At 62.8% G+C, this 10,304-nt stretch carries 12 protein-coding genes and 1 pseudogene; 3 read left to right on the top strand and 10 right to left on the bottom strand.

All coding sequences use genetic code 11. From position 1 onward, the window contains the following. Nucleotides 1-11 precede the first annotated feature (11 nt). Both msrQ and msrP read right to left on the bottom strand, forming a co-directional pair. Nucleotides 12-662 carry a protein-methionine-sulfoxide reductase heme-binding subunit MsrQ gene (msrQ, locus tag AC6CIG_RS28420; RefSeq protein ID WP_102761417.1) on the bottom strand — a complete coding sequence of 217 codons (651 nt, stop codon included), beginning with the start codon at nt 660-662 and terminating at the stop codon, nt 12-14. A gap of 2 nt (nt 663-664) precedes the next feature. Beyond that, nucleotides 665-1,606: a protein-methionine-sulfoxide reductase catalytic subunit MsrP gene (gene msrP / locus AC6CIG_RS28415; RefSeq protein WP_437409471.1), complete on the bottom strand. Its 942-nt coding sequence runs from the start codon at nt 1,604-1,606 to the stop codon at nt 665-667. 287 nt (nt 1,607-1,893) lie between these two features. On the opposite strand from msrP, the gene AC6CIG_RS28410 reads away from it, so the two are divergent. The 3 genes from AC6CIG_RS28410 to sugE all read left to right on the top strand — a co-directional run bounded on the left by AC6CIG_RS28410 (nt 1,894) and on the right by sugE (nt 5,078). Then, nucleotides 1,894-3,291, top strand: coding sequence for a DegQ family serine endoprotease (locus AC6CIG_RS28410; RefSeq protein WP_437409472.1), 1,398 nt, complete (start codon nt 1,894-1,896; stop codon nt 3,289-3,291). Beyond that, nucleotides 3,288-4,598, top strand: coding sequence for a replication-associated recombination protein A (locus AC6CIG_RS28405; RefSeq protein ID WP_100672250.1), 1,311 nt, complete (start codon nt 3,288-3,290; stop codon nt 4,596-4,598). The genes AC6CIG_RS28410 and AC6CIG_RS28405 overlap by 4 nt, the downstream gene beginning before the upstream one ends. A 165-nt stretch (nt 4,599-4,763) precedes the next feature. After that, a complete protein-coding gene (sugE, locus tag AC6CIG_RS28400) occupies nt 4,764-5,078 on the top strand; it encodes a quaternary ammonium compound efflux SMR transporter SugE (RefSeq protein ID WP_014529703.1) in 315 nt (104 codons plus the stop codon). A gap of 120 nt (nt 5,079-5,198) precedes the next feature. Here sugE and AC6CIG_RS28395 read toward each other — a convergent pair whose 3' ends face one another. The 8 genes and pseudogenes from AC6CIG_RS28395 to AC6CIG_RS28360 all read right to left on the bottom strand — a co-directional run. Beyond that, entirely contained in the window at nt 5,199-5,984 is a 786-nt protein-coding gene (locus AC6CIG_RS28395) for an ATP12 family chaperone protein (protein ID WP_437409473.1), read from the bottom strand. Beyond that, on the bottom strand, nt 5,977-6,642 hold the full coding sequence (locus AC6CIG_RS28390) for an HAD-IA family hydrolase (protein WP_437409474.1): 666 nt from the start codon (nt 6,640-6,642) through the stop codon (nt 5,977-5,979). The genes AC6CIG_RS28395 and AC6CIG_RS28390 overlap by 8 nt, the downstream gene beginning before the upstream one ends. After that, nucleotides 6,642-7,634, bottom strand: coding sequence for an RluA family pseudouridine synthase (locus AC6CIG_RS28385; protein ID WP_018099565.1), 993 nt, complete (start codon nt 7,632-7,634; stop codon nt 6,642-6,644). The genes AC6CIG_RS28390 and AC6CIG_RS28385 overlap by 1 nt, the downstream gene beginning before the upstream one ends. Nucleotides 7,635-7,672: 38 nt before the next feature. Then, nucleotides 7,673-8,050, bottom strand: a complete 378-nt coding sequence (crcB, locus tag AC6CIG_RS28380) for a fluoride efflux transporter CrcB (protein ID WP_018099566.1) — start codon at nt 8,048-8,050, stop codon at nt 7,673-7,675. 33 nt (nt 8,051-8,083) lie between these two features. Next, nucleotides 8,084-8,917: an S-formylglutathione hydrolase gene (fghA, locus tag AC6CIG_RS28375; RefSeq protein ID WP_100672254.1), complete on the bottom strand. Its 834-nt coding sequence runs from the start codon at nt 8,915-8,917 to the stop codon at nt 8,084-8,086. A 16-nt stretch (nt 8,918-8,933) separates the two neighbouring features. Further along, nucleotides 8,934-9,593, bottom strand: a complete 660-nt coding sequence (locus AC6CIG_RS28370) for a DUF1345 domain-containing protein (RefSeq protein WP_437409475.1) — start codon at nt 9,591-9,593, stop codon at nt 8,934-8,936. 22 nt (nt 9,594-9,615) lie between these two features. Beyond that, nucleotides 9,616-10,056: a YaiI/YqxD family protein gene (locus tag AC6CIG_RS28365; RefSeq protein ID WP_018099569.1), complete on the bottom strand. Its 441-nt coding sequence runs from the start codon at nt 10,054-10,056 to the stop codon at nt 9,616-9,618. Between the two features lie 76 nt (nt 10,057-10,132). Then, nucleotides 10,133-10,304, bottom strand: a pseudogene (locus AC6CIG_RS28360) (S-(hydroxymethyl)glutathione dehydrogenase); the annotation flags it as partial.

The following is a 10,304-nucleotide window of genomic DNA, read 5'->3' as shown; positions in this document are numbered from 1 at the left end:
GGCTTGCGCCTTTATCCCGCTCTGGCTTGCGACCGTACGGGTGCGGTGCCCTGGCGCCGCCACCGCAGAAACCGCTTTCTGACAGCGCGCCAGGCGACGAGCACCGCCACAAGGAACAGATACAGCATTTGCTCGGGGCCCACGACCTTCACCGACATGGCGAAATGCAGCGCGCCGGCCGCGGCAATCACGTAGACGAGCCTGTGAAGCTTGTTCCATCGTTGCCCAAGGCGCCTTATCGACCAGTTGTTCGATGTAACCGCCAGCGGGATGAGCAGCACGAGGGCTGCCATGCCGATGGTGATGAAGGGACGGCGGGCGATGTCGGCGAGAATCGCCGGGAGAAGGAGCGTCTGGTCCAGCACCATATATGTGAGGAAATGCATCATCACATAGTAAAAGGCGAGGAGGCCCAGGGCGCGGCGGTATCTGAGCCAGTTGACGCCGAAGAGGTCGCGAATAGGCGTGATCGTCAGCGTGGCAATCAGGAAGCGCAGGGCCCAGATGCCGAGCAGGTGCTCGAATTCCTTGACCGCATTGCCGGGCAGCCGGCCGGTGGCTCCAAGATAGAACCCCCAGGCGGCCGGTATGAAGCCGAGCATATAGAGCGCCCAGATCGAAGGGCCGTGCAATCGCTTCGGCAGGGCAGGAAGGCTCGGCATCCTCAGAAATTCACCCTGAGGTCCATGCCGGCGTAGAGGTTTGCCACCTCTTCTGCGTAGCCGTTGAAGGGGAGCGTATCGCGGCGATTGGCGCCGAAGAAGCCGCCTTCGCCGATACGGTTTTCGGTCGCCTGGCTCCAGCGGGGATGATCGACGGCTGGATTCACATTGGCATAGAAGCCGTATTCATTCGGCCCGGCGATGTTCCAGGTGCACGGCGGCGGCGTCTCGGTCAGAGAGATGCGCACGATCGATTTGATTCCCTTGAAGCCGTATTTCCACGGCACCACCAGGCGGATAGGTGCGCCGTTCTGGTTCGGCAGCGTCTTGCCATAGAGCCCGACAGAGAGGATCGTCAGCGGGTGGCGCGCTTCGTCGAGCCTCAAGCCTTCCCGGTAGGGCCATTCCAGGGGCTGGAAATAGCCGGATTGGCCCGGCATTTCCTCCGGCCGGACCACGGTTTCGAAGGCGACATATTTCGCGCTTCCGAGCGGCTCGACCCTGTCGAGGAGCGCGGCCAATGGAAAGCCGACCCAGGGAATGACCATCGACCACGCTTCGACGCAGCGCATCCGGTAAATTCTCTCTTCGAGAGGGAAGGCCAGGAGCTCCTCCAGGCCGAATTCCCGCGGCTTGCCGACCAATCCGTCGACCTTCACCGTCCAGGGCGCCGGCTTGAAGTTTGCGGAGTTGGCAGCCGGATCGCCTTTGCCGGTCCCGAATTCATAGAAGTTGTTGTAGGTGGTGGCGTCCTTTTCCGGCGTGACGGGCTCATCGACCCTGTATTTGCTCTTGGACGCGTCGAGTGCGGCCGCGCGGCTCGGCTTGGGCACGGCGAGGGCCAGGCTTCCGGCCGCGGCGGCGATGAAGGTCCGCCGATCCAGGAAGAAGCGCTCCGGGGTGATTTCGGTAGCGGCAATCTTCGGCGTGCGATAGCTGGGCATGGGGTCTCCTCGGTGTCATTCGACTTTTTCTAATACGCAAATGAGCAGAGTTTCGATCACCGGAAAAGGCTGGCGAGACCACGTTTTCGTGCATGACTCGTGAACGTCGCCTGCGTCTTTGGGAGCGCAAGGCCGAGCAATTGGCGCGCAGCATGTACTCCTATGAATTCCCTGATGAAACGACCCCTCCTTGCGGCTGCATTGCGTTGGATTGTCGGGCAACAGGTTTGCCTTTTTCCGTGCGAAATCCTATCTGAACGTAGCTGCAACGAAAGGGAGAATGCTTCATGATCTTCGGCCATCGCGCTCTCGCGGCTCTCGTGCTTGCTGTTGCCATATCGACACCTGCGATGGCCCAGGATGCCAGGACCGTGCCGCAGTCGCGGTCGGAGATGCAGCTCTCTTTCGCGCCGCTCGTCAAACAGACGGCGAATGCGGTCGTGAACGTGTATGCCGAGCGCGTGGTGGAGCGTCGCTCCATCTTTGCCGGAGACCCTTTCTTCGAGGAATTCTTCGGGCAGCGGATGCCGAATCGCACCGAGAAGCAGTCGTCTCTGGGGTCGGGCGTGATCGTCGGCCGCAATGGCCTGGTCGTGACCAACAACCATGTCATCGAGGGCGGCGACGATATCAAGGTGGCGCTCGCCGACGGGCGTGAGTTCCCCTGCAAAGTCATATTGAAGGATGATCGCCTCGATCTGGCTGTCATGAAAATTCAGTCGGACGGTCCGTTCGACATCGTCCCGATCGGTGATTCCGACGCGGTGGAGGTCGGCGACCTGGTTCTGGCGATGGGCAATCCCTTCGGCGTCGGGCAGACGGTGACGAGCGGCATCGTGTCGGCGCTCGCCCGCAACCAGATTTCCAACGGCGATTTCGGCTTTTTCATCCAGACGGATGCGGCGATCAATCCGGGCAATTCCGGCGGCGGCCTGATCAACATGAAGGGCGAGTTGATCGGCATCAACACCGCGATTTTTTCCAGAGGCGGCGGTTCCAACGGCGTGGGCTTTGCGATCCCCGCCAACCTGGTCAAGGTTTTCGTTGCCTCCGCTGAAGGAGGCAACGGCTCGTTCATCCGTCCCTTCGTCGGGGCGACTTTCGAGCCGGTGACTTCCGACGTGGCCGAGGCGCTCGGGCTTGAGCGGGCCCGCGGGGCGCTGGTGACGGCGGTCGTCGCAGGCGGTCCGGCGGAGAGCGCCGGCATGCGCCCCGGACAGGTGGTCACCGCCGTCAACGGCATACCGGTCGAACACCCCGATGCGCTTGGTTATCGTCTGACCACCGTGGGGATCGGCCACGAGGCGCGGGTTACGATCTCGGAGAACGGCAGTTCGCGCGAAATCGCCCTCAAGCTTGAGCGGGCGCCGGAAACACAGCCACGAGACGAACGGCTGATCGAGGGGCGCAACCCCTTCGCCGGCGCTGTCGTGGCAAATCTCTCGCCGCGGCTTGCGGACGAGTTGCGCATGCCCACGTCGCTGCAGGGTGTGGTCATCACCGAGATCAATCGCGGCTCGCCGGCTGCACGTATCGGCCTGGAACCGAAAGATATCGTTCGTTCCGTCAACGGGACGGCAATCGATAGTTCGAAGACGCTGGAAAGCGTCGTCGCCGAGGATGCCTCCTTCTGGCGTGTCGAGATCGAGCGCAACGGCCAGATCATCCGTCAGTTCTTCCGATGAGCGATCTCTTCGCCCCCCATGAACCTCCTGAAATGGCCTCGGCACGGCCGCTGGCCGATCGCCTGCGCCCGCGCACGCTGGCGGAGGTGACCGGCCAGGAGCATCTGACCGGGCCCGACGGCGTGCTCACACGGATGATCGCTTCCGGATCCCTCGGCTCGATGATCTTCTGGGGCCCGCCGGGAACCGGCAAGACAACGGTTGCCCGTCTGCTTTCAGGCGAGGCAGGTCTCGCATTCGAGCAGATTTCGGCGATCTTCTCCGGCGTTGCGGATCTTAAGAAGGTATTCGAATCTGCGCGCGCCCGGCGCATGTCGGGGCGCCAGACGCTGCTTTTCGTCGACGAGATCCACCGGTTCAACCGGGCGCAGCAGGACAGCTTCCTGCCGGTCATGGAGGACGGCACCGTCATCCTGGTCGGCGCCACCACCGAGAACCCGTCTTTCGAGCTTAACGCCGCGCTTCTGTCGCGGGCGCGCGTCTTGACGTTCAAGCCGCATGACGAGGCCAGCCTCGAGGAACTTCTGAAACGGGCGGAGGCAGCCGAAGGCAAACCGCTGCCGCTCGATGACGACGCGCGGGCCAGCCTGATCCGCATGGCGGACGGGGACGGCCGGGCGGTGCTGACGCTCGCGGAAGAGGTATGGCGGGCGGCGCGCCGGGACGAGATATTCGATTCCGCCGGGCTTCAGGAGATCGTGCAGCGCCGCGCGCCGGTATACGACAAGGGCCAGGACGGCCATTACAACCTGATCTCGGCGCTCCATAAATCGGTTCGGGGGTCCGACCCGGACGCGGCGCTCTATTATCTCTGCCGCATGTTCGATGCCGGGGAGGATCCGCTCTATATCGGCAGGCGGCTCGTGCGGATGGCGGTCGAGGATATCGGCCTTGCCGATCCGCAGGCACTGGCGATCTGCAATGCCGCCAAGGATGCCTATGATTATCTCGGGTCTCCCGAAGGGGAACTGGCCCTTGCCGAGGCCTGCGTCTATCTTGCAACGGCGCCGAAGTCGAACGCGGTCTATACCGCCTACAAGGCGGCGATGCGCGCGGCCAAGGAGAACGGATCTCTGCTGCCGCCGAAGCACATCCTCAACGCTCCGACGAAGCTCATGAAGGGGGAAGGCTACGGCGACGGCTACCGCTACGATCATGACGAGCCCGACGCATTCTCCGGCCAGGATTATTTCCCCGAGAAGATGGGCAGAAAGACCTTCTACGATCCCCCGGAGCGCGGCTTCGAACGTGAGATCCGCAAGCGGCTGGAGTGGTGGAACAAGCTTCGGCGCGACCGGAATTCGTGAGGGCTCGCCCCAGCTCCGTCACCCCCGCAGGGCTGCCTTGCCACAGGATGCCTTGCTGTCCCGATGAGGCCGTGGCATAGAAGAACCACATCGCAGACGGCTGCACGGATCGAATGGATCCGAACTTCCGCGGGGACGGCCTCGCTCCACATGAAGGAGTTCGATATGGCCTGGTTCACGCTGTTGCTCGCCGGAATTCTCGAAATCGGCTGGGCGATCGGTCTCAAATACACGGATGGATTTACGCGGTTCACGCCGACTGTGCTGACGGTCGGGTCGATGATCCTGAGCGTCGTTCTGCTCGGAATAGCGGTGCGTTCGCTGCCGCTTGGCACGGCCTATGCCGTGTGGACCGGCATCGGCACCGTCGGTACAGTCATTCTCGGCATCATTCTGTTCGCAGAGCCGGCAACGGCGATGCGCCTCGGCTGCATCGGCCTTATCGTCGCGGGCATCGCCGGTCTGAAGCTCGTCGGCTGACGTGTTGGACCACTGAAATTCTGCCCCTCATCCGGCCTGCCGGCCACCCTCTTCGCGCCAGCGGGGCGAAGAGACTCGCGGCGCCCCGGCAGGGGGATGAGGAGCAAGTGACCCTTCACGTCACTTCAGCGCGTCGAGTACGACCGCGGCAGCCAGCATTTCCCGCCAGCGGTTTTCGCGCCGTCTGAATGCCTCTTCGTCTGTTCCCCACTGTTCGATCTGCCAATCCTCGTCGACATGAGCGGCAGCCCATGCCTGTTCGGCGGAGAGCCTGCCCATGGCGAGGGCAAGAGCGAGCAGGGCGGATCCGGTCAGGCTGGTGACGGTGTGCAGGCAGGCGAGGCCGAGCGGTGTCGCAAAGCCGCGCAGGCCCTCGGCAAAGGCCGAGACCGCCTCCGCCGGTTGTTCCTGATGGATCACGCCTTCCACGAGAATGAACCGGGCGCCGAGCGTCCGGGCGGCCCAGTCGATTATCGGATTCCAGTGCTCGTTCTGCCGAGCGACGAGTTCTTTCGGGCTGTCGGCCCGATAGCAGAGGAGATCGCTGCCGACAAAACGGACGATATCGTCGAAGACCGCACGTTCGTCGAGCGCAACTCCGTCGATCGCGGTGTTGACGATCCGCGTGAGCGGCATTGCCGAGGGATCGATGATTTCGGTCTGGGCGTCCCACTCGGTTGCCAGCAGCTCTGCGAGCTTTTCGGTAGGTACGGCGAGCGCCCGTTTGGCCGGTGTGCGTACTGACCTTCCGTCGAGGAGCACGGCGTATCCGCCGTCATCCGCCGGTGCGGCGCTCGCCTGCTTGTAGAAGCGTTTCGGCAGCGGTTTCTGCATTTGGATCTGGGCCCGGCGCACAGGATCGTCGTGGCTCAGCGCACCACTCAGTTCGTCGCGAATATCAGGCATGGCTATGGTCCATCCATTCGATTATGTCTGCCGGAACGCGGGCGATGTGATCCGCACCGGATGCCATCAGCTCCGGGACACTGGCGTAACCCCAGGCGACGCCCAGGGCATCGGCGCCGGCGGCCTTCGCCATCTGCATGTCATAGATCGCGTCTCCGATCACGATCGTGTCGCGGGGATCGACTCCGGCCTCCGCGCAGCACTCCGTCACCATGGCGGGATGCGGCTTCGAGGGGCAGTCGTCCGCCGTGCGGGAGACGAAGAATATCTTGTCGAATCCATGCATCGCCGCGATATGCGTCAGACCTCGCCTCGATTTGCCGGTGACGGCGCCGATCAGCAGTTCGTCGCGTCCGGCCAGAGTCTGCATCATCTCCGCAATGCCCGGAAACAGCGCTTCGCTGCAGCCGGGTTCGCCTCGTACCGAGGCGAATATAGATTTGTAATGCGCCGTCATTGCGGTCGCCCGGTCGTCGACGTGTTCCTGCCCCATGAGCCGGGCAATGGCGATATCGAGAGTGAGGCCGATGATCGCCTTGGTCGCGTCCGCTGTCGGGCGATCCAGATCGAAGGCCTCGAAGGTGCGGGTCATCACCTCATGGATCAGTCCCGCGCTGTCGACGAGCGTTCCGTCGCAATCGAAAAGGACGAGCTTCATCACTCTTCCTCGCCGGCGGCGTTTTCGTCGAAGCCGAGCAGATTCCAGCTCTGCACCATGTGCTGGGGCAGGGGAGCGGTGATCTTCAGCCGCCCGCCGTTCGGATGCGGAATATCTATGTGCCGCGCATGAAGGTGCAGCCGGTTCTGCATGCCGCCGGGGAAGGTCCAGTTGACGTCCGCTTCGAAGTATTTCGGGTCGCCGATGATCGGATGGCCGATATGGGCGGCGTGGACGCGCAGCTGGTGCGTGCGGCCGGTATAGGGTTCCATTTCCAGCCAGGCGAGGTTCTGCCCGGCTTGCTCAACGATCCGGTAATAGGAGATGGCGTGGTCGGCGCCATTCTCGCCGTGCTTGGCAATCCGGACACGGTCGCCATCGGGCGTGGGCTCCTTTACGAGCCAGGTGGAAATCTTGTCTTCCCGCTTGCGCGGCACGCCCCTGACCAGGGCCCAGTATGTCTTCTTGGTGTCGCGCTCGCGAAATGCCGCGGTCAGCTGTTGCGCAGCCCCACGCGTGCGGGCGACGACAAGTACGCCCGAAGTATCACGGTCGAGACGATGGACGAGGCGCGGCTTTTCGCCCTTCTGGCTGGTCCAGGCCTCGAGCATCTTGTCTATATGCCGGTTGACGCCCGAGCCGCCCTGAACGGCAAGGCCGGCCGGTTTGTTGAGCACGATGACCTTGGCATCCTCATGCAGCACCATGCGCGACAGAAGCTCCCCGTCCGGCGATTGACGCAGGTCCCGGCCGCCGATCGGGCCGGATTTCGCTTCCTTGGGATCGACGCCGAGCGGCGGAATGCGGATCGTCTGGCCGGGTTGTATGCGCGTGTCGGATTTTGCCCGCGCCCCGTCCACGCGGATCTGTCCGGAACGCAGCAGCTTCTGCAACGGACCGAAACCCAGTCCGGGGAAATGCACCTTGAACCAGCGGTCGAGACGCATTCCCGCTTCGTCGCTGTCAACCTGCCTGTGTTCTATGCCCGCCATTTTGCAGAAATCCGCCTTCTTTTCTTTAAAGGCTGGCTTTAGACCATTGCGCGCATCAGGGCCAGCCCGGCGAACACGGCAAGTATCGAAAGACCGACGCTCGCCACGATATAGGCGAGGCCGCTCATCGTCTGCCCGTGTTCCAGAAGGGTGATCGCGTCGAGCGAAAAGGCCGAGAACGTCGTGTAGCCCCCCAGCACGCCGGTGATCAGGAACACGCGTATTTCCGGCGAGGCTCCCATCTTGTGCATGATGAATTGCGCCAGAAAACCGATCAGAAAGGAACCCGTAACGTTCACGAACAGCGTCCCCCAGGGAAAGACGGGTCCGGCGCGCTGCAGCATCCAGAGGCCGACGAGGTAGCGCAGGACGGAGCCAAGGGCGCCGCCGGCACCGACGAGGAGGATATGGTTCATCAAATTGTTCCGATCCGAGAAGGCTGCATCCTGTCAGCCGAGCCTCTCGGCGTGCCATCTGAGATGGTCGTCCATGAAGGTCGAAATGAAATAATAGGAATGGTCGTAACGCTCATGCATCCGGAGCGTAAGCCCGATGCCCGTTCCTTTGACGGCTTCTTCGAACAGCCAGGGGCGCAGACCGTTTTCGAGGAAGCTATCCGCCTTGCCCTGGTCGATCAGGAATTCCGGGAAGCGGGCCCCGTCCTCGACGAGGGCGCAGGCATCGTATTTCCGCCAGGCGGTCTTGTCGGGACCGAGATACTTCTCGAAGGCACCGACCGACCAATCGGCGGAAGACGGCGCGACGATCGGCGCGAAAGCGGAGCAACTCTTGAAACGCTCAGGGTCCTTGAGAGCGACGGTCATTGCGCCATGCCCGCCCATCGAGTGGCCGAAGATACCCTGGCGGCTCATATCCACGCGGAAATGCTGGCCGACCAGGGCCGGGAGTTCTTCTGTGATGTAGCTGTACATCCGATAGTGCTCGTCCCAGGGCTTCTCCGTCGCATCGAGATAGAAGCCGGCGCCCTTGCCCATCTGCCAGTTGGTGAGCTCATCGGGAACATCCGCCCCTCTTGGGCTCGTATCCGGGCAGACGATGATGAGTCCCAGTTCCGAGGCCATGCGCCGGTACTCGCCTTTCTCCATGACATTGGCGTGGGTGCAGGTGAGGCCGGAGAGATACCAGAGAACGGGGCGAGGCTCCGTGATCGCCTGCGGCGGTACAAAGACGGCGAAGGTCATTTCGCCTTTGCAGGCCGTGGAATCATGAGCGTAGACGCCCTGCATGCCGCCGAAGGCCGTGTTCTGCGAGATTACTTTCATTCTTTGCTCCTGAATTTCATGGGGTGGCGCCCGCAAGCTGAACCGCGGCATTGACCGCGGCCGCGACGAGCACCGTGTTGAAGAAGAACGAGACGATCGCGTGCATCAGGTTCACGCGGCGCATCGCCGTTGTCGTGATGGCGACGTCCGACGTCTGCGCCGTCATCCCGATGACGAAGGCGAAATAGAGGAAATCGTATCCGCCGGGCCTGTCGGTCTCCGGGAATGCAAGACCGCGCGCTGCGGGATTGCTGGCGGGATCATTGCGGTCGGCAAGCCAATAAAGATGAGCATAATGCAGCGCCGCCATGGTGTGGATCGTCGCCCAGCCGAGCGCAACCGCTGCGAAGGCGATGGACAGCCCCACCGCGCCGCCGCCCCCGGCGCGGTTCAGCGCGAGGAACAGAGCCACCAGCGACGTCGCCGCGGCAACGAGCGTCACCAGGAAGATGATCGGCTCCGGCTCACCCGTGTCGCGCGCATTGGCCTGGAGATAACTGCCTGTAAGTTTGGGAAGCCGCAAAGCCGTGATCGACAGATAGATAAGGAAAAAGAGGATGGCCGCGACCTCGATTGCTTCTGCGCGGAAGAATGCAAAACCGATCGGCAGGCTCATCAACCCGCCCGTCAGGGCGAGATAGAACGGCCAGTGCCGCAGGCCTGCCTTCCTATCCATTCGCCGCCTCCGTTCGCCGGCTCTACCTTTTTACCCGTCGGCAGAGTCGGTCAAGCGTTTCGAGGAAAGCGGAGCGGTCGCGGGAGGTGAGGGCGGCGTTATAGCCTTTGCTTTCCCCGGTCTCCCTGAGATGGGCCGAGAGGTCTCGCATCGCGGATGCCATGCCGATGTTGGTTTCGTCGAAGACGCGCCCGGTCGGCCCGGTGACGAGCGCTCCGGCGCCGACGCAGCGCACGGCAAGCGGCACGTCGGCAGTGACGACGATGTCGCCGTCCCTGGCGCGTTCGGCGATCCAATCATCCGCTGCGTCGAAACCGGCCGACACGATGACGTTGCGAACCATCGGATCGCGCGAGGGGCGCAGGCCGGAATTGGCGACGAAGGTCACCTCCAGGCCATGGCGCTCGGCCACCTTCAGGATTTCCGGCTTTACCGGGCACGCATCGGCATCGACATAGATCATCGTGGATAACTTCCCGGCAGGCAAAAAAGCGCCGGATTCAGTGTCCTCCGGCGCTTCCCTGAATGAGATTGCGAACTCAGTAGACAACGACAGAGCGAATGCTCTCGCCGGAATGCATGAGCTCGAACCCCTTGTTGATGTCCTCGAGCGGCATGGTGTGGGTGATCATCGGATCGATCTCGATCTTGCCCTCCATGTACCAATCGACGATCTTCGGCACGTCGGTGCGCCCGCGCGCGCCGCCGAAT

The sequence above is a fragment of the Sinorhizobium sp. GQ132 genome (assembly GCF_059758575.1).
This window is presented reverse-complemented; position numbering and strand designations above follow the sequence as displayed.

What these genes read in the sequence shown, in the direction of transcription:
- msrQ (WP_102761417.1), bottom strand. Translation starts at nt 662, where the DNA reads ATGCCGAGCCTTCCTGCCCTGCCGAAGCGATTGCACGGCCCTTCGATC.
- msrP (WP_437409471.1), bottom strand. Translation starts at nt 1,606, where the DNA reads ATGCCCAGCTATCGCACGCCGAAGATTGCCGCTACCGAAATCACCCCG.
- AC6CIG_RS28410 (WP_437409472.1), top strand. Translation starts at nt 1,894, where the DNA reads ATGATCTTCGGCCATCGCGCTCTCGCGGCTCTCGTGCTTGCTGTTGCC.
- AC6CIG_RS28405 (WP_100672250.1), top strand. Translation starts at nt 3,288, where the DNA reads ATGAGCGATCTCTTCGCCCCCCATGAACCTCCTGAAATGGCCTCGGCA.
- sugE (WP_014529703.1), top strand. Translation starts at nt 4,764, where the DNA reads ATGGCCTGGTTCACGCTGTTGCTCGCCGGAATTCTCGAAATCGGCTGG.
- AC6CIG_RS28395 (WP_437409473.1), bottom strand. Translation starts at nt 5,984, where the DNA reads ATGCCTGATATTCGCGACGAACTGAGTGGTGCGCTGAGCCACGACGAT.
- AC6CIG_RS28390 (WP_437409474.1), bottom strand. Translation starts at nt 6,642, where the DNA reads ATGAAGCTCGTCCTTTTCGATTGCGACGGAACGCTCGTCGACAGCGCG.
- AC6CIG_RS28385 (WP_018099565.1), bottom strand. Translation starts at nt 7,634, where the DNA reads ATGGCGGGCATAGAACACAGGCAGGTTGACAGCGACGAAGCGGGAATG.
- crcB (WP_018099566.1), bottom strand. Translation starts at nt 8,050, where the DNA reads ATGAACCATATCCTCCTCGTCGGTGCCGGCGGCGCCCTTGGCTCCGTC.
- fghA (WP_100672254.1), bottom strand. Translation starts at nt 8,917, where the DNA reads ATGAAAGTAATCTCGCAGAACACGGCCTTCGGCGGCATGCAGGGCGTC.
- AC6CIG_RS28370 (WP_437409475.1), bottom strand. Translation starts at nt 9,593, where the DNA reads ATGGATAGGAAGGCAGGCCTGCGGCACTGGCCGTTCTATCTCGCCCTG.
- AC6CIG_RS28365 (WP_018099569.1), bottom strand. Translation starts at nt 10,056, where the DNA reads ATGATCTATGTCGATGCCGATGCGTGCCCGGTAAAGCCGGAAATCCTG.